Genomic DNA, 25,979 nt, shown 5'->3' on the forward strand with positions numbered 1-25,979 from the left:
CCTGTGAAAAATGACAATTTTGATAATATACCTTTGAAAATGCAGATTTAAATCAACCAGCATGATCATTATTATCAATATATCTTGCCAGAATAGCTGATGTGAGCGTCATCAAGGAAATGTATAAGTGTGCTTTTCCTGTGCTATTATACCGCGACTAAATTTGGCCTTTGTAGCGGAGCCGTAATGAGCCAACATCTATCTCTACCTAAAGATAAAATCCGTTTCTTGTTGTTAGAAGGCGTTCACCAGAATGCAATCGACACTCTAAATGCTGCTGGATATACCAACATCGACTATCGTAAAACTGCGCTTGAGGGTGAAGCGTTGAAAGAAGCGATTAAAGATGCTCACTTCATCGGTATTCGTTCCCGTACTCAACTGACTGAAGAAGTCTTTGAAGCTGCGAACAAACTGATTGCTGTCGGTTGCTTCTGTATCGGTACCAACCAGGTGAACCTGGATGCTGCAATGCGTCGCGGTATTCCAGTCTTTAACGCACCTTACTCAAATACGCGTTCAGTGGCTGAACTGGTATTGGCAGAAACTATTCTTCTTCTACGCCGTGTACCTGAAAAATCAACAGATACACATGCAGGTGGTTGGAACAAATCGGCTGTCGGTTCATTCGAAACACGTGGTAAAACTTTAGGTATCGTAGGTTACGGTTCAATCGGTTCACAACTTTCTGTACTGGCTGAAAGCCTAGGCATGAAAGTAACCTACTATGATGCAGTCACAAAACTACCTTTAGGTAATGCACGTCAAGTCGGCTCTATGGGCGAATTACTTGCCAATGCAGATGTGGTTACTCTACACGTTCCGGATCTGCCATCTACTCGTAATTTCTTTGGCAAAGAACAGTTTGCGCAAATGAAAGAAGGTTCAATCTTCCTGAATGCGGCACGTGGTACCTGTGTCGTGATTGAAGACCTGGCAGATGCGATCAAATCTGGTCATATTGCTGGTGCTGCGGTTGACGTATTCCCGAAAGAGCCTAAAGCGAACGGTGAAGAATTTGTTTCTCCATTGCGTAACCTGCCAAACGTGATCCTAACTCCGCACGTGGGTGGTTCGACCATGGAAGCGCAAGCGAACATCGGTCTGGAAGTAGCTGAGAAATTCGTAGCTTACTCTGACAAGGGTATGACGCTTTCTGCGGTGAACTTCCCAGAAATCGCATTGCCGTTGACTGAAGGCAAACACCGTTTACTGCACATCCACCAAAATATTCCGGGCGTGTTGTCTAAAATCAACAACCTGTTTGCTGAACAAGGCATCAACATCTCTGGCCAGTCACTGATGACTAAAGGCGATGTCGGTTACCTGGTGATGGATGTCGATGCTGCTGCATCTCATGAAGCACTCGATATGCTTTCGAATGTTGAAGGTACAATCCGCGCACGCGTATTGTTCTAATTCAATATTGTAGAAAAACCACAGCTCTCGGGCTGTGGTTTTTTATTTTTAAGGTTTGTATTTTTAAACCTTTTTCAGCTTATGCTGCTCTTCCGCTATTCGAGCAATCGAAACCTATTTAGTCATGCTGAATTTTAAAATTGCACCTATTGTGCAAGCGCCACTAATTCTGTTGATCGCCATGATCAGTATGCAAAGCAGTGGCTCCTTTGCCAAATATCTGTTCGGTCAATTTCCCATTCTGACTGTTTCCGCAATGCGTCTGCTGTTAGGCGCTATGATTTTGGCACTGATTTTTAAAATTTGGAAAATCCATTTCAGACAGATCAAGTGGCCGGCCATTATCAGTTATGGCCTTGCCCTGGCTGGCATGAATCTACTGTTTTACCTGTCGATTGATCGCCTGCCGCTGGGGATTGCCGTCTCTTTTGAATTTATTGGCCCCTTAAGTGTTGCCCTGTTTTATGCACGTCAGAAATTCGACTTTGTCTGGGTCGGACTGGCGATTCTAGGGCTAATTCTACTGTTCCCTTTTGATCAGGCTGCCCAGCCGCTTGACCCGATTGGGATGGCATTCGCCTTGGGTGCAGGTGCCTGCTGGGCCTTATATATCGTTGCCGGCCAAAGACCTTCAGGCGTTTCTGGCAATCATACTGTCTGCTTAGGCATGTTTGTCGGTATGCTGGTTTTGATGCCGATTGCGCTCTTTGCAGGCATGCCGGCACATACTTTTGAACCGATGAGTTTGCTGTATCTTGTGGCTTTGGCAGTACTAGCCAATGCCCTGCCTTTCACACTGGAAATGATTGCCCTGCGTAATTTAAGCGCACTGAGTTTCGGCACCTTGATGAGTTTGGAACCCGCTATTGCCGCACTCTCAGGCCTATTGTTTCTGGGTGAAACCTTGTTGTGGACACAGTGGCTGGCATTGGCCACGATTATCAGTGCTTCGGTAGGCTGTACAGTGACAGCACAAAAAAGGAAGCATTGAATAAAAATAAAGGCGCTAGAGCGCCTTTATTTAAGATTACTTATTTTCAAATTTTAACGTGGTGTGGCTTTGTTGCACAAACCTATCTGTAAAGGCTTTTTCAGCGATATAATTTTCAAATGAAGAAGCCTACACAGAAAATCTACCGCACAACCAATTGGCCCGCATATAACCGAGCACTCATGAGTCGCGGAAATATTGCCATTTGGTTTGATCCTGCTACGTAATGGTATGCGCCATCAAAAGGCAAACAAGGGCGAAATCAAACCTACTCCGACGCAGCCATCCAATGCTGCTTAATGATTAAATCTTTATTTCGTCTGTCTTTACGTATGGTCACTGGCTTTGTGCAAAGTCTGATTAAACTTTGCGGATTAAATTGGACACCACCAGATTACACCACGCTTTGTAGAAGACAAAAGCATATTGATATTGCAATCAGTTACCAAAAAAGTAGCGATGGGCTGCATCTACTCATGGACTCTACAGGGATGAAGTTTCTAGGTGAGGGCGAATGGAAACGCAAGAAACATGGACCTGAATATCGTCGCCAATGGCGTAAACTACATATTGGTATAGATGCCAAAACCCTGCAAATACGAGCAGTTCAGCTTACAACCAATAATGTCAGTGATTCACAGGTGCTTGGTGATTTACTTAATCAGATTCCACAAGATGAGCAGATTGACTCTGTTTATACCGATGGAGCTTATGACACCAAGCAATACCGTCAGGTCATTGCAGATCGGCAAGCGCATGCGGTGATTCCACCTAGAAAAAATGCGAAACCATGGAAAGATACAAAGAGTAGCTCGCTAGAGCGAAATGAATTACTTCGAACAATTAAACGTTTAGGCAGGACACTATGGAAAAAATGGTCAGGCTATCATCGTCGAAGTTTGGTTGAAACTAAGATGCATTGCATCAAATTATTAGGAGATAAGCTCAGTGCAAGGAGTTTTGATAGCCAAGTGAATGAGATCCATGCACGTGTAGCCGTCCTTAACAGATTTACGGAATTAGGTCGACCACTTACCCAAGTTACGCCTTAAATTTGGCTCAATTAGGGGCGCTTTGCATTTCAAATCTTTGTGCAACAAAGCCACGTGGTGTTGCGTCTTTAATTGCAGTATTTAATGCATTTGCTGCTGTCACATTATAGCCATCACATGCAGAGGCAAGCTGATCATACATATATTCTGTCCATTTGATCATTAAAGAAGTTACACCTTCTTGTTGATTCAAGTTATCCAAGGCAGCCTGTCTTGATTGAGCGATATAGTCGTCGTGATCAATATGTTCCCCATGTTCCGAGAAATCAACTGAATAAATTCCGCCTTGATATTCGATCGCACCGAAATACTTGTAATATTGCATAGCAGCATCTTTATATTCGGCCTTTTTATATTTTAAGCCAGCCATGGTGCCATCTATAATAGCTTCTGCCATTTCCTGGACAGAGCTTTGTGCCTGCCATTCAGCCAGTGTGGTATACCGAGTTTTTTCTCCCCGATTAAATTCAATATATTCTTCTTCAGGATGTTCCGCCAGAAGACGGAAACATTTAGATCCATTCGGGAAGGTACGGGCTTTTTGTAAACCAACAAAGTTGCTTGCAAACTCATTATAATATTTATGGTCAGCGGCTGTCGTATTATCAATATTAAAGAATACCCGGGTCTCAGTATCATCATACATCTTCACCACAGCAATATTAGTGCGTTCAGTTAATGCCTTACCAGACAGGTCATACCACGCTATGTGTCGATGATTACTGATGTTGTTTTCCGGTATCGTTACAGGGCGGCTCGTAAATCTGTCCGGTGTATTTTCCAATACTTTTTCCAGCTTATAACCTAATGTCGTAAGTGTACGATCTGTAGGGAACACGCCTTGCTCTGTGACATAAATTGGAAAAACCATATCCTCTTCAATCGCATATTCAGTATCAACAGCGCTGTTATCATCCGCATATAATATGCCGTCAGTAATTTTATTTTTATGACTGGCTAATAGAAGTTTTTGCGATTCCATCTCTGATCCATCAATATTCGGTAAGTTGAATTGATAGTTATAGAATTCAGAAATGCTGTCTGATGCTCCATCACCCGGGGTTCCAGGATTGGTCGGTGCCGGTTGACTAGTGACTGGTTCATTATTATCAGAACTATCGGAGCCACCACCACATGCTGCCAGCATGCAGCTCAAAATGGCGCAAGAAAGTATTCTTAATTTCATTATTATCTACCTTAATTATTTGATATTGTTATTTTAATTCTGTCCCTAAACACGGGATCTAAGATGTTTTCATTGTTATTTTAAAGCTAACCCGAATCACGAGGTCTAAGATATTTTAATAATATAAAAACAAGATCAATTTAAAAATTGATTAATTTGTAACCGCAATGACATAGAAGATTAACTTTGAATTTAAAATCTTTAGGTATTTGATTGGGCCAAAACTTAACTTGATTGAATCAAAATTTAAGCTCGCATCGGCAAAATATTTCCTTGCCCTACTCATTAAAAATTAACCAGTTTGCTATAATTTCACTTTCCCCTATTTCTCATTTTCACCCATTCTGGGTAGAAGCTGCTTTCATGCCAAACACCCAACTCCTTGCCGTATTGTTCATGGTCTTATCCATGACCTCCTACCAGATCAGTGCATCTTTTGCCAAACAGCTGTTTAGTGTGCTGGATCCGATTACTGTGACCATTTTAAGGCTGTGCTTTGCAGCAATTATTGTTGGGGTGATGTTCCGTTCCTGGAAAATTATTTCCCGTTTGCCTTTTTTGAAATGGCGGGATTTACTCTGCTATAGCGCCGCTTTAGGGGTCATGAATATTTTATTCTATTTGTCTCTAGGAAGATTACCGCAGGGAATTGCAGTCGGTCTGGAGTTTATTGGTCCTTTAGGTCTGGCCCTGCTCTCGATCAAACATCGTAGTGATTATATTTGGGTATTGATGGCCATTTTAGGCATTGCGTTAATGGTGCCATGGGGACAGGCCAATAGTAGTAATTTCGACCTTCTGGGCGCCGCCTGTGCTTTAGGTGCGGGTTTATGTTGGGCACTGTATATTTTCTTCGGGCAACGCGTAGTTCAGCAGAATATCGGCATGCATGCGCTGACCATTGCCATCAGTATCTCGGCTTTGTGTCTGCTACCTATCGGTCTCTACAACAACACGCCCGCATTGATTGATACGCAACATTGGGGCAAGGCAATTAGCATTGCTGTACTGGCAACAGCCATTCCTTATGCTCTGGATTTAAAGGCACTTCAGCATTTGAATAAAACCAGCTATGGTACCCTGTCCAGCCTGTCTCCGGCTTTGGCTGCACTGGCCGGTTTTGTACTATTAGGCGAAAAAATTACGCTTCTTCAGACCGTGGCACTGATCTGTATCATGCTGGCATCAGTCGGCGTGACTGTACGTGCCGCCCGTCAAGGATCGGGAGAAAAGAATACCTAAAAGGCTTATTGGAATTTGAACAACTAAATATATCTCATCATTAATCTCTTCACTTTACCCCTTTGATATAACTAAAAAAATAGATGAATGGATAAAAATCCCATATCTCCAGATAAAAAGATGATCAGATGCCCTAGTTGCAATAAAGAGATTTTTGATACGCGAGTGTGGCAAGGATGCCACATGTTACCCATCACGACAGGACGTCGTGTATGGGTAACAAAAGACTTTTGCCTACTTTGGGTCTTTCCAAAGTATGGAGATTGCCTACACAAAAGCATTTAAATTTTTAAGAAATGAGGCTGTACAATCATCTTCTTAAGCTAAACATGCATAACTTATAACTCATACATCTAATTTGAGTTATAAGTTATGGAAAAGTAGCTAATCAAATGTCATCTTTTCGATGTTTAGTTTTGTACCAGCATATCTTTTTTCATGTCTTTATAACGCTGGTATTCATTCTTGTACTGCACTGCTAAAGCGGTCTTCTGCTCTTCACCCAGAATTTTACCGGCCTGCTGGAAGAAACCATGTTCCTCTTCTTTTAAGTGATGATGCACTTTTTCGGAAAGTTTTTTAGCAATGGCAATCCAGCCTGGATTACTCAATTCAGTTGCAGTTAATTCCTCGATCATTTCATCCATTTCATGATGTTCCGCCAAGGCATGGCGGGTAATATTCAGGCCCGAATCGGTCATCATCAAGGGAATATAAAAATAACGGTCTTCCGCAGCTTCATGGGCAAATAATTCATTTTTGAGTTGCTTGAACAGCTCGCGGCGTTCTGGTGTATCCCCGGAAGTCTGTAATAATTTTTCTGCAAGATCACGCTGAATCTCATGACTCTCTCTTAATGCTTCAAAAATAGTCGTCATTCCGATATTTCTCCGATTGTTTTATTTTTCATATCATTGATTCTAGAAGATTTTCAGAACAGGTTCAGACGCAGTTTATACAGTGATTTGTTAAGAAATTTTAATATCGAGAATGATTTACATCGGGTTTAGATCTAAAAAAACATCTGGTATGCCATCCGGCAAATCAGCAGACTGACCAGAATCAGGAATAAAATCCGGATAAAGCCACTGCCATATTTAAATGCCAAGCGCACCCCGACCAAGGAACCACAAATATTGGCTACCGCCATCATTGCCCCAACCATAAACAGCACATTGCCACTGGGAATAAAAAAGCTTAAGGCGGCCAGGTTGGTGGTGAAATTGGCAATTTTCGATAAAGCCGATGCATGCAGGAAGTCGACGCTTAAATAGCGAATAAAAAAGAAAATAAAGAAACTGCCGGTGCCCGGACCAAAGATACCATCATAAAAGCCTATCGCCAGACTGCCCAAAGCGGCCAGAATCAGCATTTTCCGATTCAGTTTTTGTTCGGTATGCACCTGGCCGAACTGTTTTTTCATTAAGGTTTGACATACTCCCCTCACTTTCATTTTATCTCAAGTGGGGGGATTCTAAAAGCAAAAGCTCTTAGGTGACTTCCTCACGGATTTCACTTGCTTTCTGCTTCACAGGGCGACCTTTACCGCATCGACCCTCCACAGACAAAACGGCATGTCCTGCCGCTAAAATGTTGCGAGAAGCGTTAATATCCGCATTCTCGCTAAAGCCACATTCAACACACTCAAATTTAGATTGAGTTTGTCTATTCTCTTTCGCTACATGACCGCATGAGCTACAAGTTTGACTTGTATATCTAGGGTCAACTTTAACGAGTAAACCACCTCGCCATTGTTGCTTATACTCCAATATTTTGACAAGCATTGACCAACCTTGATCAAGAATTGATTTGTTCAAGCCTGACTTGGCTTTCACATTCTTTCCTTTGTTCTCGATTGTACCTTTTGCTGACTTCGACATATTGGCTACTTTTAAGTCCTCAACTACGATCATTGCGTGGTTTTTGCTGAGAGTTGTAGTGACTTTATGCAAGTAGTCATGCCGAATATTGGCAATATGATGGTGTAGTTTATTGATCTTTAAATTGAGCTTTTTCCAATTTTGGCTGAACTTGGTTTTCTTCTTCAACTTGCGTTGAAGCCTAGCTAATTTAACTTGATTAGCTTTAAAACTATTGATCGGGTCGAACACCTGACCACTAGATGTTGTAATTAATTTTTTAACACCTAGATCAACACCAATGGCTGATTTGGATGGGTGAATCGGTGCATCTATTGTGCTTTCAACACCGAAAGAGATATACCACTTTCCAACATGCTTTGAGATTGTGACATTCTTGATTTCACCAAGAATCTCTTGTGATTTTCTGAATTTCACAACGCCAATGTCATTAGGCAACTTAACCTGATTACCTTTAACCCAACAATATCTGCCAAATTGAACAATGCGAATTGAATCATAACCATCAGATTTCTTTTTAAATCGTGGCATGAGTGGTCTAAGCTGAATTTCACTGCCATCGGTCAACTTAAAGAATCTTGGTTTTTTAGGCTTAAATGGTTTTTGCTTTAACTTGGCTTGTTCTTTTTTATCAAAAAATTTAGCCCAAGCATCACCAAGATCACGGACTTTTTGTTGGAGTGAAACACCATTAGAGCTTTTTTCTAAAAAAGCACATTCAGGTTTTTTGCGTAATTCAGGAATTTTATTGACTAAATTAACTTTGTTGATTCGCTCATTTTTAGCAAGCATCTCAAATGATACAGCTAAAATTTGATTCCAAACAAAACGTGCAGAGCCAAGCAACTTGTTTAAAACAAGCTCTTGTTCCGCATTAGGCTCAAGCCTAAATTTGTACGCTTTGTTGATCTTCATTTCGCCTTAAATCTATTTAGATACAGAAACTTAATGCAAATTATTCTATCATATTGCACTAAAAAAAAGTCGTGAAATTCACCTCCACCCTAATGTTGGGTGGAGTCCTCTTTCACACTAAAGATAGATGGCGATCACGATCAACATGACCAGCACAAAAGGCTTAAGAATCTCGACTGGAATTAGCGTAACGCTGGCTGCACCCATAAAAGAACTGACAAAACTGCACAGTGCAATCACGCCCAAGAGCAGCCACGGCAGTTTTACCTGACGCAGATAGGAAAATGCCGCAGAAGCGGTGCCACAAATGGACGCGAGTTTATTGGTGCCAAAGACCGTAGCAGGCTGTAAATGCGGTAAACTCCCCATAATTGCCGGGATCTGGATCAGACCACCACCACCCACGGCAGCATCAATCGCCCCTGCAAAAAATGCAAAGACAACCAGACTGATGATGATCTCTATTTCCATATCTTGACTCGATTAGAGGTTCAGGACGCGTTTGGGTACCAGACGTTTTTTGTCGGTAATTTCTGCCAGCCCCAGACATTTCTCGCCATCAAAAACCAGCACCTGTTCAGCTGCTTCATGTTCGATATTGCTTTCCATGCCGCGGCTAAAATATTCTGCGCGACCTTCGGGTACCTGCACTTTTGGAAAATGATCAACCGGTGCATAGGCCGGCAACAACAGTGCATCACGCTCTGCTTCGCTCAGGCTTTCCAGATATTCAATGGTATAACTCGGGATCAAATCAAAATGACCGGTTTTGATGCGGTGCAGATAAGTCAGATGGCCATAAGTTCCCAGTGCTTTGGCAATATCTTCACCCAATACCCGGATATAAGTGCCTTTAGAACAGGTAATATCCAGCGTAATACTGTTTTCGGTAAAGGATAAAAGCTCAATCGCTAAAATTGTAATCGGACGTGCTTCACGCTCAATCTCGATACCTTTGCGCGCCAGTTCGTATAAAGGACGGCCTTCTTTTTTCAAGGCAGAATACATCGGCGGCACTTGCTGGATATCACCCACAAATTGCGCCAGTGTTTTTTGAATCAAAGACTCGGATAATTCAGGAACCGCTTTTTCCAGAAGCACCTCGCCTTCCACATCTCCCGTGGTGGTGCTATGCCCCAAAAATACGGTCGTCTGATAACGCTTGACCGAATCTAATAAATAATGCGAAAACTTGGTCGCCTCCCCCAAACACACGGGCAATAAACCGGATGCCAGCGGATCCAGCGCACCGGTATGGCCGGCTTTTTGTGCCCGATACAACCAGCGGACTCTTTGCAATGCAGCATTGGAACTGATGCCCAAAGGCTTATTAAGCAGGAAGACACCACTAAGATGACGACGCTGAATTTTAGGAGATGATGCTTTCATGGCAAAAAATCAGACATTTTATAAATTGGCGCCATGGTAAAACCCTGCGAGAGGATTTACAACTTTTCTATAGTATCTGATGATTTTTATGGCATATTGAGCCGGTTTGAACAACTCAACGCTTTTAAAAAGCTTAAACCTCTAAAAATAATGAAATAACGAGAAAATAGGTGCATAGGATATGCAGAAATATAAAATATGGATCATTCTGGCGTTGCTGGTGCTGTGCATTCTCACGCTGATCTTATGGCTGTCCCCAAAAGAAAATACTCAAACAGATACCGGGACAAAAACGCCTTTAACTGAAACTCAGGCAGAGCAAACCGTACGCTTGGTCAATGGCCCTGCCAATGCTTCCTTCCCCAGTGCCAGCCAACAAGATACCGAAATTAATTGTCAAATGCAGTTAGATGTCAGCAATCGTCTGATCGTGAATGAACAGACCCGCAACTGTTTTGAATATTTTATTACCCAATTTGGTGAAAAAAATCTGCAGCAGATCCAGCAGGATTTTAAAGCCTATATTCGCCAGAATCATAAAGAACCGGGACTCTCGCAAATTCTGGATTTATGGGATCGTTATATCCAGTACCGTCAGGGTTTGGGCCAGCTCGCTGCACCGGCTGGGTTGAATCAGGAAGATCCTGCCTATTACCGCAGTATCTATAACACTACCCAGAATTTGCGCCAGCAGTACTTTTCCAAGTATGAAATTGAGGGCTTGTTTGGCACAGAAGATGCCTATCATGAATATACCCTGGACCGGATGAGCGTATTGGCAGACAAAAGCTTGACTGAGACTGAAAAAGCTCAAAAGCTCAAAGCACTGTTTCAGCAACTCCCGCAGGACTGGCAGGAAAATCTGGAACAACTGAATAAACTGGAAGATCTGCGCAAACTCACCGCTGATATTAAAGCCCGGGGCGGTTCCCGTGATGAAATCCGGCAGATGCGGATAAATCTGGTCGGTCCTGAAGCCACACAACGACTGGAACAACTGGATGTACAACGCAGCGACTGGAAAAACCGGGTGACGGGCTATTTAGATGAACGGGATCAGATTACCCAATCCAGCATGTCCGATACTGCCAAACAGCAAGCCATTGCCCAGCTGCGTAGCAAGCATTTCAATACACCGCAAGAACAGCTGCGGGTAGAAACCTTTGAACAGGTTCATGATCAGGGAGCCAAGCTACCCTTTGCTGACTAAGCCTAAAAGCCATCACCTGTTGATGGCTTTTTTATAAATGCCCTTTTGATAACTTTATATTTTTTCTCAAAATGATCTTTTATAGTTGTTTCCAAATATTTCGTATTTACACAAAATAACTTAGACGAAGTTTAATGATTTCAAAGACTTTTTATTTAAATACATCTGTTAATAAAACATATATTTACAATGTAAATCCCTCCTGTCCTGCATGTCCCCAAATGACATGGTTTTAGACCTCTGAAGTGAAAAAATACCGCTTCTTCAAAAGAAAAATTGCTCAGCCACTGAAGGCCGAAACTGTATTTTCATCGTCTGATTTGTGGCTTGCAACACTATACAAAAAGCAATGATTGCTTGAATAACGATAAAATTAAAAAGGGACAGCTATGCATACTTTCAGCAAGACAGCCCAGTTACTGACTGTGGCTTTAGCGACAACTCTAGGATTCAGTTTTTCTGCACACACTCAGGCGGCAGCGAGTGCAACACAAGTCATCGAAAAGACCCGGTCTGACTATGCCAAGACCAAATATCCGATCCTGATGGTGCATGGCTGGTTAGGCTGGTCACGTATTGGCACTGATAGTATCGGGCTGGATTACTGGTATCAGATTCTGCCAGATATGGCACGTAATGGCTCTACCGTCTTTGCGGCACAATTATCGCCGGCAAATACAACGATGCATCGCGGAGAACAACTAATCCATCAGGTTGAAGAGGTTCTGGCAATTACCGGAAAGCAAAAACTGAACTTGATTGGCCATTCCCATGGTGGACCAACAGTGCTGTATGTTGCAGCGACCCAGCCGCAGTATATCGCCTCTATTACCGGCGTTGCAGGAACCTACCATGGCTCCAAAGTGGCAGATGATATTCAGAACAATAGCCTGACGCGTACCGCCTTTAACATTTTAGGTGATTATATTATTGGTCCATTGATTGCACTGGGTCAGTTTAAGCCTGAACTGGAAATTGATTTTGATGCTTCCATGAAATCCCTGACCCAGACCGGCTCAAATACTTTTAATGCCACAGTGGCGCAGCAGGTGGTCAAAGATGGTGTATTGGCGTCCAAAGAAAACTGCAATAAAAATTTAAAACAGAAAGATAGTAAAGGCATTCATTATTATTCATGGACGGGTGTGGCCCAAGCCACCAATGCCCTGGATATTGATACGATCCTGATGCAGCTCGGCCCTTTATCTTATGGCAGTAAAGACAATGATGGCATGGTTTCACGTTGTAGTGCGTTCATGGGCAAGGTGATTCATGACCAGTACAAACTCAATCATACGGACCTGGCCAATATGATGTTTGGTCTGAAAGGCGTGTTTGCACCAGATCCGGTCGCCCTCTACCGCCAGCATGCCAACCGACTCAAATTAGAAGGTTTATAACCCCAGAGTGCCTGTATTTTCAGCTGAAATATAGGCTTTTTTTCTGGTTCTTTTTATTTGACCTATCCGCGATCGGGAAGCTGCAATGAAAAAAATAATATCTTACTTAAGCTTTTTGCTACTGGTTTCCCTATTAACTGGCCCTGTGCAAGCCTCGGCATTACAGGAATATAAAAGCAATTTTGTCCTCTCGAGTTATGCCAAGACAAAATACCCGATGGTCTTTGTTCATGGTTTTGGTCTAGGTTTTAACCGGATTGGAACAGATCACATCGGTTTAGATTATTGGTATCAGATTCCCCAAGACCTGAGCCGGCATGGTGCACGGGTGTTTTCTGCCGAATTGTCTGCTGTTGCGTCCAATGAACTGCGCGGTGAACAGCTCTTGATGCAAATTGATGAAATACTGGCACTGACGGGCCAGAAGAAAGTCAATCTGATTGGGCATAGCCAAGGTGGCCCAACAATTCAATATATCGAGGGCGTTGCACCGCATAAAGCCGCCTTTTTAACCGCCATTGCCGGGGCGATGCAAGGCACCCCGGTTTTTGTCAATGCCAGCCAGACGCCACTGCTTGAACCCTTTATCCATGCCATTGGTACAATTTTGGGCCATAGCATGAATCTGGTTACAGCTAACCAGTATCCGGTCAGTATGATTGAGGCACTGCAAGCCATGAATCCAGAGGCGATTCAGGCCTTCAATGTGAAATATGGCTCCTCTGCCATTCCCCAAAACTGTCAGACCCAAGGCAGCAAACTTACATCCAATGGAATTTACCACTATTCCTGGATGGGCAACCGGCAGGCAACCAATTCCTTGGATGCGATAGAGTCTACAGTCGTGACTTTAGGTAGCAGTTTCCTGAAAGGAAAAGCCAATGATGGTGCTCTACCGCTGTATAGCGGACGCTATGGCCAAATCATCCGTCAGGACTATGCCCATAACCACTTTGATGAAGTAAACCAGTTTTTTGGCATTTTGGGTCCTTTCGCGCAGGATCCGGTCGCACTGTATCGCCAACATGCCAACCGGCTCAAGCTGCAAGGCTTATAAATCACTTATTTTATGAATAGATCATCTTTATTAATTAAAAAAACTTAGGAAACTGAGTCCCTGCTACATAGGGGAACTTTAGGCAACTGGATGAGGATCATCCCGTTAAAACAACAAAAGTGAGGAAAATATAATGAAATTCGGAATATTAATCCCCGGCCTGCTGCTGGCGGGTACATGTCTCAGCACCCAGGCATCCACCCAGGCCAGTCAGGTCACAGCAAAAGCCAGTTCACAATATGCCAAGACCCAATATCCGATTGTCTTTGCACATGGTATGGCGGGTTTCATCCGGATCGGTACTGACCAGTTTGGACTGGATTACTGGTATCAGATTTTACCGGATCTGGCGCGTAATGGCGGTAATGTCTGGGCAACACGTGTCTCGCCTTTTAACTCATCGGAAATTCGGGGTGAGCAACTTTTAGAGCAGGTAAATGAAATTCTGGCCATCACCGGTGCAAAGAAAGTCAATCTGATCGGTCATTCCCATGGCGGCCCGACCATTCGTTATGTCGCAGGTGCAGGGAATGGAATAGTCGCTTCCCTGACTTCTGTCGGTGCTCCGCATAAGGGCTCCCCGGTTGGAGACCTGATCCTGCAAGCAGAAGGTACACCGATACAAGGGCCTTTAGTCGGTGGTATCAACCTGGTGTCTAAGGCCATCACCTGGGCACAAGGGTTGGATCCGAACAGTTTCCCGCATGATTCTCTGGCCGGTGGTAGCAGCCTGACCCTGGCAGGATCCGCTCAATTCAACCAGAAATATCCGCTCGGTATGCCAACCACTGCCTGCGGTGAAGGTAAGGAAAAAGACGGTGATATTCGTCATTATTCATTCACAGGTATAGGTCAAGTCACCAACCCGCTCGATCCTGATTCAGCACTCAAAGTTACAGCTCTACTCATAGATGGCGGCAAGGAAAATGATGGTCTGGTCTCCCGCTGTAGTGCCAAATTCGGTAAAACGATTCGGGATAACTACAACTGGAACCATCTGGATGAAGTGAACCAGTTCCTCGGATTAAAGAATATCTTTGCTCCAGACCCAGTCGATGTTTATCGCCAGCATGCCAACCGGCTCAAATTGCAAGGCCTGTAATTCAATCTCATCCCTGTCATCACAATGTGCAGGGATTTTTTAATTTTTAAAACGCCAAAATGGAACTTTATGAAAATTAAAACGCATTTGATAACCTTATGCTGCGTGTTATTTACGGGCCAATATGTACAGGCTTCCAATTTGCAGCTAGCAGAATCCAGATTTGTCGTGTCCAATTATGCCAAAACACAATACCCGATTGTCTTTGCACATGGCATGGTCGCTTTAATCGCATTGGTTTTGATGCCTTAGGCATGGACTATTGGTATCAAATTTTGCCAGATTTAGCCCGTAATGGTTCAACTGCCTTTGCCACCCGCATCTCACCTTTCAATTCCAGCGAAATCAGAGGTGAACAATATGTGGAGCAACTCAAAGAAGTCATGGCAATCACCGGCGCCAAAAAACTGAATTTAATTGGTCATAGTCATGGTGCGCATAGCGTGCGTTATGCAGCCGGGGTGATGCCGCAACATGTAGCCTCAGTGATGACTGTGGGCGGTGCCAACCAAGGGACAATTGTTGCTTCTGATGTCATGCGACTTGCTAATCAAACCGGAACATCTGAACTGCTCAATACCCTGATCAGCAGTTTTGGCAACGTCATCATGTGGGCACAAGGCTTAGATGGTCAAGCTTTCCCACATAACGCTCTGGCAGCAGGACACAGTACCTCAATTGAAGGCACAGCCGAATTTAACCAGCGCTTTAAACTCGGTCTTTCGCTGAGCCCATGTGGTGAAGGCAAATATACAGACCAAGGCATTGCACTGTATTCAATGACGGGCAATCAACCCGTGACCAATCCCCTAGATGTCAGCGATGCCGCCATGAAAGCCTTGGATCTGCTTTCTGCGAGTAAGGCTGGTGCGAATGATGGAATCGTGTCGGTGTGTAGTGCCAAATTTGGTAAAACGATTCGTGATGATTATCCATGGAATCATCTGGATGAAATCAACTTGTTGTTTGGCATCAAAGGTACCTTTGCACCTGATCCGGTTGCTGCCTATCGCCAGCATGCCAACCGCTTAAAACTGCAAGGTTTATAATTTATTAAAATAACCAGACATAAAAAAATGCGCCCAAAGGCGCATTTTTTCACTCGTATAAAACTTAAAATTAAGCTTTAGTTTTACGAGCTGGTAATTTTTCACGAATACGTGCAGCTTTACCAGACAATTCACGTAGGTAGTAAAGTTTAGCACGACGAACGTCACCACGACGTTTCACTTCGATACCAGCAACGATTGGAGAGTGAGTTTGGAATACACGCTCAACGCCAACACCGCTAGAAATTTTACGTACTGTGAACGCAGAGTTCAAACCACGGTTTTTCTTAGCAATTACAACGCCTTCAAACGCCTGTAAACGCTCACGGTCGCCTTCTTTTACTTTAACTTGAACAATAACTGTATCACCTGGTGCAAAAGCAGGGATGTTTTGTTTCAATTGTGCGTTTTCAATTACTTGAACTAAAGGATGCTTACCGCTCATGGGGTATCTCCAATATATGCGAGTCAGAAGAGGTCTGATCATCGCTGGGTATAGAGGCTAAAGCGCATACACCCGATTATCTTTCCCTTTATGGTTGACCATCTCAACCATAAAGAGCCTATTAAAGAATACTTAAATGATTTTAAGTACTTGCTTGAAGATAGAAATGATTACTCATTAATATCTTACAAATCTTTTAGCCATTTTTTCTGCTGCTTGGTCAGTTCGACTTTTTCCACCAACTCTGGGCGGCGTTCAAGTGTACGCTGATATCGCTGCAAAAACCGCCATTTTTCAATATTGGCATGATGCCCGGACTTTAACACCTCAGGCACATCCAAACCTTCAAAATGATCTGGCTTGGTATATTGTGGGCAATCTAGAAGACCATCCACAAATGAGTCTTGCACGTGTGACTGTTCATCAGACATGGCACCTGGAAGTCTCCGGATAATACTGTCCAATAAAACCATCGCAGGAAGCTCACCACCCGATAAGACATAATCTCCAATTGACCATTCCTGATCAACATATTGCTGGATCAAACGTTCATCGACGCCTTCATAACGTCCGCACAGTACGATGATTCCGTCATATTTGACAAAATCCTGTACCGCAGTTTCGTTTAAGGTCTTTCCTTGCGGTGACATATACACCACAGGAACCTGAACTGCACCTGCTTGCGTTGCAAGCTCTTTGGCATGCTGGATTGCTTTTGCCAAAGGCTCAGCCATCATCACCATACCCGGACCACCGCCGAATGGACGTTCATCCACCCGTTTATAGTTGCCCGTCGCATAATCGCGAGGATTGATGCAATGAATTTGCATCAACTCACGTTTTGCTGCGCGCCCGCTAATACCATAGGCTGTAATCGCTTCAAACATTTCAGGAAAAAGCGTAATGACTGCAAAAAACATCGCAGACTCCCGTATTTCCGAAAAATTCTTAGTAGTCTACGCCCCAATTGACGTAGATACGACCAGCTTCAAGATCAACGCGTTGCACCACATCTTTATGCCATGGGATCATTCGCTCTTCGCCATCAATGCTGTCGGCAGTTGCGCGAACCACCATCACATCGTTAGCACCTGTTTCAAACAGCTCAAAAATTTGACCGAGATTGACTTCTTGTTCTTCATCATCCAGACCTAACACAGTTAGACCTTTTAAATCAGACCAATAGTACTCATCTACGCCTGCTTGAGGCAGTTGCGATTTAGAGATCCAGACATTGGAGCCAACCAGTTCGTCTGCACCAGTGCGATCACTCACACCTTTAAGCGAAACTACCAGGCCTTTACCATGTGGTTTCCAACGTTTTACATCGACAATTTGCCAACCTGCTTTGGTCTCAATGTACCAAGGCAGATAGTCAAATATGTTGCTCATAGGTTCTGTATTGGAATAGACCCAGAGCCACCCATTTAATCCATATGCTGAACGCAACTGTCCAATCTGAATACGATCTTCGGGAACATTCTGTGTTGGTGTCATGGGCAAGCTACTACCTAATTTATATAAAAATTATGCAGCAACTGCAGCTTTCTTAGCTTGAGCAGCTAAAGAAGCAACACGATCAGAAGGTTGAGCACCTTGAGAAACCCAGTGAGCAAAACGGTCAGCATCTAAACGAAGTTTTTCTGCTTTACCTTGAGCTGTAGGGTTGAAGAAACCGATACGTTCGATGAAACGACCGTCACGTGCATTACGGCTATCAGTCACAATGATTTGATAGAACGGACGTTTTTTAGCACCACCGCGTGCAAGACGAATAACAACCATGATAGAACCTTATAGTTTTTACGGATTATCCTTGTACCGACCATCGATACAGCTCAAACCCCTTTCATAGAGGGCAATATTTTACGTGAAATTTGCCCTGAATGAAAGATCAAAAAGTGTTTATCCACAATTTTGAATTTGAGGTTATTTGCCGTCCCAATTAGAGGTGGCAGAAAGACCATTACAACTATTTACACCTTTTTCCCAATAACGTTGCGACTTATAATTCAAACACAACCATCCATTATCTTTTTGCATTGTTGACACCTTTGGCTTAGCAACTAAAGTCCATTTCGTTGCTTCAACTGCTGAAGGCTCAAACGACACATCATATAAGGCTTTAGTTCTGGGAATAGTTGTTTGACCATATAACTTTTGAACAGTTGCCCCATTAAAGGAACCATTTACTCCTTTATACTCTGTCATTCTTTGCGCAATGAACATTAATTCAGACTGAGCATCAGCTCTATTTGTTCTAATTGTATAGGCAGTATAAGACGGATATGCTATCGCTGCTAAAATTGCAATAATTGCGACAACAATCATAAGTTCAATCAATGTAAATCCTTGCTTCACCATGATTGAGCTCCATCAAGTTCTGTACCGCATGTAAGATAGGTGACTTTTGTATAATCTTTTTTATTCATACATTTGACCCCCCTACTATTAAGCAATAATTTATAATTTTGACCATCTAAGCTCTCTGCTTGCATGGCCCAATCTCTACCAATGACAAACATATCTGCTTGTGTTGCTTTATCAAAATTTATTACTTTGTTTAATTTATCAAATTTAATTTCTGTTTCCTTTACTCCAGTAATTTTTCCTTCTTCATCTTTTGAATACTCATTTACTGCATAAAAACCAATTATTGATATTTTATATCTAGGATTGGCTGTATCCAATGGGAGTTGAACTTCTTGAGCAGCAACATCAAAGTTACTACTTAAGGTTCCAGCCTTATCCTTATAAAGATAAGCCGCATCAAATCCCTTATAGCTAAAGTTTTTGGCTTTATGCCGTTCAAGTTGCTCAGCTAGTTTTTGCATTTCTTGCTGCGCTTGAGCTAAATTTCCCTTACGAATATAAAGCTGGTATGAAGGTAGTGCAATTGCCGCAAGCACTGCGACAATCACAACAACAATCATTAATTCTATTAAAGTAAAACCTTTAGTATTCTTCGATGACAACAACGAATCATTTTTCATTTTATTGCCCCTTCGTTGAATAACGTTCATACCAACGATGTGGAATAAATCTCAAAGCGCCACCTGCAGGTATAAATCGATTACCAGCTGTTGGACAATCTACACCTTCACACTTAATATTCTCTGCTCTAGTTGGATCAGGGATAATAATACCTTTATTACCCTTGTTGCTTGACATTGGGCCAACATTCAAACTCACAATGCCTGAACCTAAATTATATTTAAAATTTGCTTTTTCTTGGCACACACCAGTAGGTAGACATAATCTTTGGGTAAAACTTTGTCCTTTTACACCCGCTCCACAAGTTTCAGTAGAACCGGCTTCTGATGAATCATAAAGTGTTACATATAGATTTCCTTCCATCGCAACTAAAGGTGTAATCCCTTTTACAACACCAGCAACCTCAGCACCGTCATCGATATTTTTATTCAACTGATAATACCACCCCCCCCAACCATTGGTTGGGCTAATTTTTGCACCAAGCATAGTCGTTGCCGTCTTATCATTTACAATCGTACTTAACGGCATAAGTTTTTTAAGGTCAGCCGTTACAGAATCAGTTGAAAGCGTTTTATCCTTATTTTTACTTTCAGACGAAGTATTATCTGGATAATACTCACCAGTAGGCAGAATATCGTATTGATAAATACCATATACAGCATCCATAGTTAAACCAGTTGCATCTTTTTGCGGGGATTCACTTGTACCCAGTAATGGCGAACTTTTATTCCCTGAAATAAAGGTAGCCATTACAATATTACCACCCTCTGTTTTACTCGTGCTGTGGTGCGCTGTAAACACAGGTTGTAAATAAAATCTAGGACTTTTCCCGTTGCTATTATTTAAGTTTAAAATGCGGGTAACTTGGGGTTCAAATGTATATCCATGATCGGCAGGTCTATTAAGATCTACACGGAAAGCTTGACCTGCAAGGTCACCAAAATATAGATGATCAACAATACCATCATTATTACGATCAACTGTTTTAATTTCACTTACAACACTATATTGCAAGTTATCATCTTGAGTATATTTATCTGGTTGACTGTATTTTATGTCATCCGTATCAACTGCTGTAGCTTTCGTCTTGCTCGAATACCAGAGTAGATCACCATTATCGGCATCAAACATATAAACGCCAGCGCCAATTTCATTGTCTTGTTTGTAATCATATTTTTCGTAACCGTCATACCCTGTACGCACACCATTTACATCGCGTAAGCCATCACCGTTCACACCACCTGCATCATAGCCACCACCCACGAACATAACTAATTTACGTTGACCATTCCAATTTACATAATCAAGTTTTGGTTTTGACCAGCTTTGTCCCATTTTTTCAACAGCAGGATAATGCTTTACAACTAGCTCTTTTTCGCCATTTGTTTTTACGCGCTGACGTTTTACCGTGCCAGTATTTGGATCAATATGAAATTTAATTTTGGGTACAAATGAGTTGGAGCCACTCAAACCTGTTAAATCAAGCGAATAGTAACTTCTGCCCCCCATACGCAGACCACCATAAACCCATTGCTTACCCTTTAGGTTTTCTTTTTCGCCTTCATCACCACCGACAACATTTCGAGCCACACCATCGACGGTTAAAGTACCATCATCCTTACTTACGTATACAGTATGAGCAGTCCACTCACCATCTACTCCATAATAAAGCCCATCTTTACCATGATTCCAAGTGCCTGCACCATACTTAAATAATTCATATTGCTTTTCCGCCATTTCTTTAGGTAAAAAGCTAAATTTTTCCACACCATCTTCTGCATCAACTACATGCAATAAGCCTTGTGTCGTTCCAAAAAGTACAAAATCTTTACGACCTTTGGTATCAATATAAACCTTCTTATCATCATTAAGTTTCGCTACAGCTTCGCCTTCTTGTGTAAGTAGAACAGGTAAAGAATGCAGTAGACTTCCCATCTGACGCATTTCAGCAGGTACAGAAGATAAATCTTGATTGGCATCAGAAATATTATATCCCAGCAGCCCCATGAGTCCTTTAATACGATTGGCATCATCAGTCTTGGTTTTTGCATCAGTTGTATATTGATGTGTAATTCGTACTAGTCCTAAATTCTGCTTAATTTGATTACCTGCACTTTCTGTACTATCAAATTCATAATCTGTGTGTAAATTACGTCCTGTAATAGTGGAATCCGTTGCAATTGATGTACCTAACGGCAGTTTTGCTAATGCTCCATATTTAGCATAAACAGCCAAATCTGCAGAAGCTATTCCTTCACCCCAAATATCTTGTAAATCTTGCAATCGACTTTTTTTATCAACCTCTACAACAACTCTCTTCGTCCCATTATCATCAGCAAAGACTCCATTATTGACAACATGGAATTTTTTTAAATTACCAAACCATAATTGTTGTTTTGCCTCATCTGCAACCTTAGGTTCAAACTGTGGAAAATAAGAATAAGGTTGAATTACCTCAGGATTGAGTGCATCCAAAGGAATTGTAGATGAACCTGTACTAATACTCGGTATCGTTCCAGAAACACCTGTAATAAAATCGTTTAAACTTTTAACAATTTCTTCTGGCTCTGAAGCAGGAATGTAACCTCCTTGTCCATATACACCGCCATCATTTGCATGCTTACCCCATGCTTCAACATTAGTCCTGTCATTACCTGTAATCCCTGACCCAAACCCAACCACAGCCGTTACCACGGGTCTAGACAAGTTTTCAATCCCTGATGCTTTTCGCACAAGTTCCAAATCATTTAACGACTTAGCAAAAGATCCTATTGCCTTCCAATCGGATTTAAAACTCCCATCATCATATAAACCATTATTACTAATACCCTCACTAATTTCATAAGTATCTATATTCAAGGCTTTTGCCATTAGTACGTCTGTATTCGTACTTTTAGGTGACTGTGGCTGTCCATCGGTTAAAAAGTAAATGCCTTGTCCACTACAAGATGCTGTTGTTGTACTTAACGGTGAATTATATTTTGAGCCATTAGCAGCGCCATTTAGTGCCTTATCCATTCCACTATAAGAGCCACCACCAGTAGTCGTGCCCAATAAATATGCAGCTGCCTCAGCATACGCGGCAGAAGTTGGAGTACCACCATAGCCTTTAAAATCAGATGACCTAATCATTGCTAAAACTTTCGCTTTTTGTGTAGCATTCCAAGGGGCAGCTGGAATTCGAATATATCCTCTTAAATTATTTTCAGAACTTGACGTATAAGGGAATGTTCCAATACCTATTTGAACATTTTCCTTAATACCTTCGGGATTTGTCTTTTCATCATAAGGGGCTGTTGTCGCTAAATCATATAGCGCATTTTTTAAACGACTAATTCGATCATAAATGTAAGTTGAACCTGGGGAATTATAATAATATACACCATCATCTCCCCACCCTCCATTTTCAGGTAAATATCCGGAGGTAGACGGTGGAGAATCTAACCGATTAGCACAGGTTGTAGAGCTTTTAGTGGCTGATCCAGCCCCACCAGCTCCACAGCTATACCATGTAACCCTTGTTTCTCTGCATCCAAATATACCCCAACGGGTACACTCTTCTACTTTTCTATATACATAATTTTTTACACCACTTACTTCACAATAATTAACCTTATAGCCTCTGCTACTATCAGGATGATCTTTATTTGTCTGCCTAGTTGCCGTTACACCGCTCGGCAAGTCACAAGCTCCATTATTATTTGTTTCTTTAATATCCATACTTCCAGATGTATCAAGCATTAATATGACTGTAGCACTGCTTGCAGTGGAAGATGGTTTAGTATAAATCTCAATATCACTTGCATAAGTATTTGTACTTTGAGCAATCAATAATGTAATTGATGCTGCTAATACAGAAACTTTAAGCTTTTGTACCACTTTAGCTTCACCCTGTAGAGGATGGTTTTGAACTATTAACTTTTTCATCTTTTTCATCTCCTACGAGTTTGCTTTTAGCGTACGCAGACTGTATTCCATTTCTTGGGTACTATAAGGAACGTTTAATTGTGATAGACAGTCGGTAACTGTGTCATTTTTAACAAGTGGATCTACAAAGCTCGTGTAATCTGATAGACATCCACTCACCTGTTTAAGACTTGCATTTCCTAAATTTGGCAATATGGATGTCGCTGTAATCGCGACTTTTTGAATACCAGTACTTTTTGAACTTTCTTTATCATCACCTTCCATCATGTGTTCCCAATCACGAGAGGCATCTGCTGCACGAATAGAAACCTGTGTCATCACAGCTTGACGACCGCTAATAAAATCACCACGTTCAACCTTACAAAAACCATTAACACCCAACTCAGTATTCATAATTGAATTACCTACCCAATAAACTGAGCTCGCAATACGACTACCCGAAAAATTATCAGTCACAGCCCCACGAATACAGAAGACCAACTCTTTACCTTTGTTTTCAGGTCTCAGCACATAAGCCAACATGCCATCACCAATCCGCATTTGAGCAAATGTCAAATCATCACTCGTTTTATTTTCTAGGGTGTAAAACACTGAGTCACTGTTTTGCATAAGCAAAGATTGAGCTTGAGCATTGGTAGAAATATTGAGTGACGTAATGCTTGAACGGATAGCCCAGGTTCCAGCAATAGCAATAATAACTAGCATGATCAGCACGACAATTAAAACTGCACCAGACTGACTTTTCATATTTTTAATGTTGATCATAGCGCCAATCCTATTCCTGCTTCTCTATACCAAAACCATTTCTTAGAGCAATAGTCTGAGTCACAATGCTGCGCATATATTGGTCATTTTTAGTATTAGGTTTCAATTTAGAATTTACATTTAATATTTCATACAATTTATCTTCATTAAATAAATCATTACTACCTGTAGAATTCGTTGAACGTACCAACATTCCCACTTTTAACATTACAATTTGAGGCTTCGTTGTTAATAGCTTATAGTCATTTATTGATATATAACCAAAACAGCTCATCAAGGCATCTCCTTCTTCGGTAGCATCACATGTATCCTTAGCAACACCTAACATGACCCCAAAATAATCCACTCGAGGGATAATAATTTCGCCATTTCCACTTAAATCGATTTTTGCTGGCTCATCACCTGTATAAGTAAATGCTTTACATGCCAAAGAAAAAGGTTCATTAGGTTCATTTTTAGCACTGTCTTTACGAACAAAATACTTTTGAACCACAAAGGTATTTACTGGGATTTTTGCACCCTCACAATCAAACTGATCTTCCATCATATTTTTATATTGAATGACCAATTGATCACTTTTTACACCCGACAAATTAGATGTATTTTCTATATTACCTAGCGATAAAGCATCTACAAGCTCGACATCACCCAGTCCTGCACCCGTTCTTTTTGAAGTATAATTTTTCGCATCAAGTACAATACCACCATGCAGAACGCTGTCATTTATAACGACATCTGAAGCATTTAAATTTGCGAGGCGAATATCCCTAACAACCGCCTCTAAACCAAATAAAGCATCATTTTGTAAATTAGACATAGCTTGCTGACTTGAAACACCTTTTTGGGCCGTTACGGTCAATTGAATTGCTATTGCACTAACAATTAGGCCAAGTGTTAAGGCAATCATTAATTCAAGTAAAGTAAAGCCTTTATTAGCGTTTTGAAGACCTCTATTCATTAGTAAGACTCCATAACTAAACATTGAGCATTAGCAACATAACTTCCACTTGTAGAAACACATTGATCAATAGATGTTTTTATATCTGTATCGCCCCACGCCACATAAACACAGCTTAATGTAGAACCACGACAAGCATCTATTCTTACGATATGTCCATTGGCATTAGCCTTCTTATTTATTTCAGAAGCATCATAGTCAGCCATTTTTTCAGCATTACAACTTGGAGCATATGAATTTGTACTACCTACACAGCCTGTCTCATTGATTTTATTCGAATTAATAGAAGTTTTATATTGATCAAAACCAGATTTATTTGCTCTCATTCGCTCAGATAAATCACGTGCAATATTAATAGCGAAGGTTCTATCCGCTGCTTCATTTGCTGCATCCATTGCTCTTAATTGCAAGGCAGAAAAACCTAAAATTCCAATCGCAATCAAAAGCAAAGCAACAAGTACTTCAATCAGTCCCACGCCATGTTGTGATTTTATATGTTTTGAACTCATTAGCATTGCCCCGACTCTATACTTGTCACAGTGCCATTCATCGATACCGAAATCGTTCTACTTTGTTTTATTTCAGGATTACATAATGAAAATTTCAATGGAATTCTCACGACCTTAGTAGATGAATCTGCTGGATCAATAATAGTTTTTGTCCGCTGTAACGGTTGTCCAATAGGTGTAAATACGACATCTGAAAAATCAACATCATTTGCAGTATTATCTAATATGATATTTTCTGATTTTGGAGCCCAATACTTTAGAATTGAAGTATTTTGGCCATGTTGAAATTTAAGGGTGACATTGGACCTCAATGTTGTTGCTTGAGCACGAGCTTCACTTAACACAAAAGATAACTCTCTTGTTTCAGCATCTAATTTTCTTTTTTCAATTAAATTCCCAAACGAAGGCGCAGCTAAAGTCGCAATAATCGCCATAACAGCAATTGTCACAATCAGCTCTATTAACGTAAATCCATTATTTTTCTGCATA

The 25,979-nt window shown here is 41.6% G+C and carries 22 protein-coding genes and 4 pseudogenes; 9 read left to right on the forward strand and 17 right to left on the reverse strand.

Features of this window, described 5'->3' with window-relative positions; genetic code table 11:
- Window positions 1-186: 186 nt before the first annotated feature.
- The 3 genes and pseudogenes from serA to BFN00_RS07525 all read left to right on the forward strand — a co-directional run bounded on the left by serA (window position 187) and on the right by BFN00_RS07525 (window position 3,462).
- A complete protein-coding gene (gene serA, locus BFN00_RS07515) occupies window positions 187-1,419 on the forward strand; it encodes a phosphoglycerate dehydrogenase (RefSeq protein WP_071850929.1) in 1,233 nt (410 codons plus the stop codon).
- 124 nt (window positions 1,420-1,543) lie between these two features.
- Window positions 1,544-2,410: an EamA family transporter gene (locus BFN00_RS07520; RefSeq protein WP_071850931.1), complete on the forward strand. Its 867-nt coding sequence runs from the start codon at window positions 1,544-1,546 to the stop codon at window positions 2,408-2,410.
- 119 nt (window positions 2,411-2,529) lie between these two features.
- Window positions 2,530-3,462 (forward strand): annotated as a pseudogene (locus BFN00_RS07525) (IS5 family transposase).
- A 7-nt stretch (window positions 3,463-3,469) separates the two neighbouring features.
- On the opposite strand, the gene BFN00_RS07530 reads toward BFN00_RS07525, so the two are convergent.
- Window positions 3,470-4,648, reverse strand: a complete 1,179-nt coding sequence (locus BFN00_RS07530; protein WP_071850932.1) for a hypothetical protein — start codon at window positions 4,646-4,648, stop codon at window positions 3,470-3,472.
- Between the two features lie 363 nt (window positions 4,649-5,011).
- On the opposite strand from BFN00_RS07530, the gene BFN00_RS07535 reads away from it, so the two are divergent.
- Entirely contained in the window at window positions 5,012-5,890 is an 879-nt protein-coding gene (locus tag BFN00_RS07535; RefSeq protein WP_071850933.1) for an EamA family transporter, read from the forward strand.
- 410 nt (window positions 5,891-6,300) lie between these two features.
- Here BFN00_RS07535 and BFN00_RS07540 read toward each other — a convergent pair whose 3' ends face one another.
- The 5 genes and pseudogenes from BFN00_RS07540 to truB form a co-directional block, all read right to left on the reverse strand.
- Entirely contained in the window at window positions 6,301-6,768 is a 468-nt protein-coding gene (locus BFN00_RS07540; protein ID WP_004281581.1) for a hemerythrin domain-containing protein, read from the reverse strand.
- Window positions 6,769-6,902: 134 nt separating this feature from the next.
- Window positions 6,903-7,319: pseudogene (locus BFN00_RS07545) on the reverse strand (sulfite exporter TauE/SafE family protein); the annotation flags it as partial.
- Between the two features lie 61 nt (window positions 7,320-7,380).
- Window positions 7,381-8,685 (reverse strand): RNA-guided endonuclease InsQ/TnpB family protein, encoded by a 1,305-nt coding sequence (locus BFN00_RS07550; RefSeq protein WP_005101271.1) that lies wholly within the window; start codon window positions 8,683-8,685, stop codon window positions 7,381-7,383.
- Window positions 8,686-8,808: 123 nt separating this feature from the next.
- Window positions 8,809-9,156, reverse strand: a pseudogene (locus BFN00_RS07555) (sulfite exporter TauE/SafE family protein); the annotation flags it as partial.
- 12 nt (window positions 9,157-9,168) lie between these two features.
- Window positions 9,169-10,074 carry a tRNA pseudouridine(55) synthase TruB gene (gene truB, locus BFN00_RS07560; RefSeq protein ID WP_004644992.1) on the reverse strand — a complete coding sequence of 302 codons (906 nt, stop codon included), beginning with the start codon at window positions 10,072-10,074 and terminating at the stop codon, window positions 9,169-9,171.
- 181 nt (window positions 10,075-10,255) lie between these two features.
- On the opposite strand from truB, the gene BFN00_RS07565 reads away from it, so the two are divergent.
- The 5 genes and pseudogenes from BFN00_RS07565 to BFN00_RS07585 all read left to right on the forward strand — a co-directional run bounded on the left by BFN00_RS07565 (window position 10,256) and on the right by BFN00_RS07585 (window position 15,892).
- Window positions 10,256-11,284: a lipase secretion chaperone gene (locus tag BFN00_RS07565; RefSeq protein ID WP_071850934.1), complete on the forward strand. Its 1,029-nt coding sequence runs from the start codon at window positions 10,256-10,258 to the stop codon at window positions 11,282-11,284.
- A 389-nt stretch (window positions 11,285-11,673) separates the two neighbouring features.
- Complete coding sequence (locus tag BFN00_RS07570) at window positions 11,674-12,684, forward strand: esterase/lipase family protein (protein WP_071850935.1); 1,011 nt, start codon at window positions 11,674-11,676, stop codon at window positions 12,682-12,684.
- An 85-nt stretch (window positions 12,685-12,769) separates the two neighbouring features.
- On the forward strand, window positions 12,770-13,741 hold the full coding sequence (locus tag BFN00_RS07575; RefSeq protein WP_071850936.1) for an esterase/lipase family protein: 972 nt from the start codon (window positions 12,770-12,772) through the stop codon (window positions 13,739-13,741).
- A 133-nt stretch (window positions 13,742-13,874) separates the two neighbouring features.
- Window positions 13,875-14,843 carry an esterase/lipase family protein gene (locus BFN00_RS07580; RefSeq protein ID WP_071850937.1) on the forward strand — a complete coding sequence of 323 codons (969 nt, stop codon included), beginning with the start codon at window positions 13,875-13,877 and terminating at the stop codon, window positions 14,841-14,843.
- Window positions 14,844-14,912: 69 nt separating this feature from the next.
- A pseudogene (locus tag BFN00_RS07585) lies at window positions 14,913-15,892 on the forward strand (esterase/lipase family protein).
- Between the two features lie 70 nt (window positions 15,893-15,962).
- Here BFN00_RS07585 and rplS read toward each other — a convergent pair.
- The 11 genes from rplS to BFN00_RS07640 form a co-directional block, all read right to left on the reverse strand.
- Entirely contained in the window at window positions 15,963-16,337 is a 375-nt protein-coding gene (gene rplS, locus BFN00_RS07590) for a 50S ribosomal protein L19 (RefSeq protein WP_004281205.1), read from the reverse strand.
- A gap of 185 nt (window positions 16,338-16,522) precedes the next feature.
- Window positions 16,523-17,257 carry a tRNA (guanosine(37)-N1)-methyltransferase TrmD gene (trmD, locus tag BFN00_RS07595; RefSeq protein WP_071850938.1) on the reverse strand — a complete coding sequence of 245 codons (735 nt, stop codon included), beginning with the start codon at window positions 17,255-17,257 and terminating at the stop codon, window positions 16,523-16,525.
- A gap of 28 nt (window positions 17,258-17,285) precedes the next feature.
- Window positions 17,286-17,834 (reverse strand): ribosome maturation factor RimM, encoded by a 549-nt coding sequence (gene rimM / locus BFN00_RS07600; RefSeq protein WP_004281200.1) that lies wholly within the window; start codon window positions 17,832-17,834, stop codon window positions 17,286-17,288.
- A 30-nt stretch (window positions 17,835-17,864) separates the two neighbouring features.
- Entirely contained in the window at window positions 17,865-18,122 is a 258-nt protein-coding gene (gene rpsP, locus BFN00_RS07605) for a 30S ribosomal protein S16 (protein ID WP_004281198.1), read from the reverse strand.
- A gap of 144 nt (window positions 18,123-18,266) precedes the next feature.
- A complete protein-coding gene (locus tag BFN00_RS07610) occupies window positions 18,267-18,701 on the reverse strand; it encodes a type IV pilin protein (protein ID WP_071850940.1) in 435 nt (144 codons plus the stop codon).
- Window positions 18,695-19,330: a type IV pilin protein gene (locus tag BFN00_RS16245; protein WP_071850942.1), complete on the reverse strand. Its 636-nt coding sequence runs from the start codon at window positions 19,328-19,330 to the stop codon at window positions 18,695-18,697. The genes BFN00_RS07610 and BFN00_RS16245 overlap by 7 nt, the downstream gene beginning before the upstream one ends.
- 1 nt (window position 19,331) lies before the next feature.
- Window positions 19,332-23,258 (reverse strand): pilus assembly protein, encoded by a 3,927-nt coding sequence (locus tag BFN00_RS16140; RefSeq protein ID WP_249449788.1) that lies wholly within the window; start codon window positions 23,256-23,258, stop codon window positions 19,332-19,334.
- Window positions 23,259-23,270: 12 nt separating this feature from the next.
- The gene (locus tag BFN00_RS07625; protein ID WP_071850946.1) at window positions 23,271-24,023 is read right to left on the reverse strand and encodes a pilus assembly PilX family protein; all 753 of its coding nucleotides are present in this window, start codon (window positions 24,021-24,023) and stop codon (window positions 23,271-23,273) included.
- 10 nt (window positions 24,024-24,033) lie between these two features.
- A complete protein-coding gene (locus tag BFN00_RS07630) occupies window positions 24,034-24,981 on the reverse strand; it encodes a PilW family protein (RefSeq protein WP_071850948.1) in 948 nt (315 codons plus the stop codon).
- The gene (gene pilV / locus BFN00_RS07635; protein ID WP_427937710.1) at window positions 24,981-25,490 is read right to left on the reverse strand and encodes a type IV pilus modification protein PilV; all 510 of its coding nucleotides are present in this window, start codon (window positions 25,488-25,490) and stop codon (window positions 24,981-24,983) included. Before pilV ends, BFN00_RS07630 begins: the two co-directional genes overlap by 1 nt.
- Window positions 25,490-25,978, reverse strand: a complete 489-nt coding sequence (locus BFN00_RS07640) for a pilus assembly FimT family protein (RefSeq protein ID WP_071850951.1) — start codon at window positions 25,976-25,978, stop codon at window positions 25,490-25,492. The genes pilV and BFN00_RS07640 overlap by 1 nt, the downstream gene beginning before the upstream one ends.
- Window position 25,979 lies beyond the last annotated feature (1 nt).

The organism is Acinetobacter sp. AR2-3, assembly GCF_001878775.1.
Taxonomy (GTDB): domain Bacteria; phylum Pseudomonadota; class Gammaproteobacteria; order Pseudomonadales; family Moraxellaceae; genus Acinetobacter; species Acinetobacter lwoffii_D.

Bases quoted from the DNA above. Each gene is read 5' to 3' on its own strand.
- rimM (WP_004281200.1), bottom strand. From the start codon at position 17,834: ATGACACCAACACAGAATGTTCCCGAAGATCGTATTCAGATTGGACAG.
- BFN00_RS07535 (WP_071850933.1), top strand. From the start codon at position 5,012: ATGCCAAACACCCAACTCCTTGCCGTATTGTTCATGGTCTTATCCATG.
- BFN00_RS07640 (WP_071850951.1), bottom strand. From the start codon at position 25,978: ATGCAGAAAAATAATGGATTTACGTTAATAGAGCTGATTGTGACAATT.
- BFN00_RS07565 (WP_071850934.1), top strand. From the start codon at position 10,256: ATGCAGAAATATAAAATATGGATCATTCTGGCGTTGCTGGTGCTGTGC.
- pilV (WP_427937710.1), bottom strand. From the start codon at position 25,490: ATGAGTTCAAAACATATAAAATCACAACATGGCGTGGGACTGATTGAA.
- BFN00_RS07520 (WP_071850931.1), top strand. From the start codon at position 1,544: ATGCTGAATTTTAAAATTGCACCTATTGTGCAAGCGCCACTAATTCTG.
- BFN00_RS07570 (WP_071850935.1), top strand. From the start codon at position 11,674: ATGCATACTTTCAGCAAGACAGCCCAGTTACTGACTGTGGCTTTAGCG.
- BFN00_RS16245 (WP_071850942.1), bottom strand. From the start codon at position 19,330: ATGAAAAATGATTCGTTGTTGTCATCGAAGAATACTAAAGGTTTTACT.
- truB (WP_004644992.1), bottom strand. From the start codon at position 10,074: ATGAAAGCATCATCTCCTAAAATTCAGCGTCGTCATCTTAGTGGTGTC.
- BFN00_RS07580 (WP_071850937.1), top strand. From the start codon at position 13,875: ATGAAATTCGGAATATTAATCCCCGGCCTGCTGCTGGCGGGTACATGT.
- serA (WP_071850929.1), top strand. From the start codon at position 187: ATGAGCCAACATCTATCTCTACCTAAAGATAAAATCCGTTTCTTGTTG.
- rplS (WP_004281205.1), bottom strand. From the start codon at position 16,337: ATGAGCGGTAAGCATCCTTTAGTTCAAGTAATTGAAAACGCACAATTG.
- BFN00_RS16140 (WP_249449788.1), bottom strand. From the start codon at position 23,258: ATGAAAAAGTTAATAGTTCAAAACCATCCTCTACAGGGTGAAGCTAAA.
- BFN00_RS07530 (WP_071850932.1), bottom strand. From the start codon at position 4,648: ATGAAATTAAGAATACTTTCTTGCGCCATTTTGAGCTGCATGCTGGCA.
- BFN00_RS07575 (WP_071850936.1), top strand. From the start codon at position 12,770: ATGAAAAAAATAATATCTTACTTAAGCTTTTTGCTACTGGTTTCCCTA.
- BFN00_RS07625 (WP_071850946.1), bottom strand. From the start codon at position 24,023: ATGATCAACATTAAAAATATGAAAAGTCAGTCTGGTGCAGTTTTAATT.
- BFN00_RS07630 (WP_071850948.1), bottom strand. From the start codon at position 24,981: ATGAATAGAGGTCTTCAAAACGCTAATAAAGGCTTTACTTTACTTGAA.
- trmD (WP_071850938.1), bottom strand. From the start codon at position 17,257: ATGTTTTTTGCAGTCATTACGCTTTTTCCTGAAATGTTTGAAGCGATT.
- BFN00_RS07550 (WP_005101271.1), bottom strand. From the start codon at position 8,685: ATGAAGATCAACAAAGCGTACAAATTTAGGCTTGAGCCTAATGCGGAA.
- rpsP (WP_004281198.1), bottom strand. From the start codon at position 18,122: ATGGTTGTTATTCGTCTTGCACGCGGTGGTGCTAAAAAACGTCCGTTC.
- BFN00_RS07540 (WP_004281581.1), bottom strand. From the start codon at position 6,768: ATGACGACTATTTTTGAAGCATTAAGAGAGAGTCATGAGATTCAGCGT.
- BFN00_RS07610 (WP_071850940.1), bottom strand. From the start codon at position 18,701: ATGGTGAAGCAAGGATTTACATTGATTGAACTTATGATTGTTGTCGCA.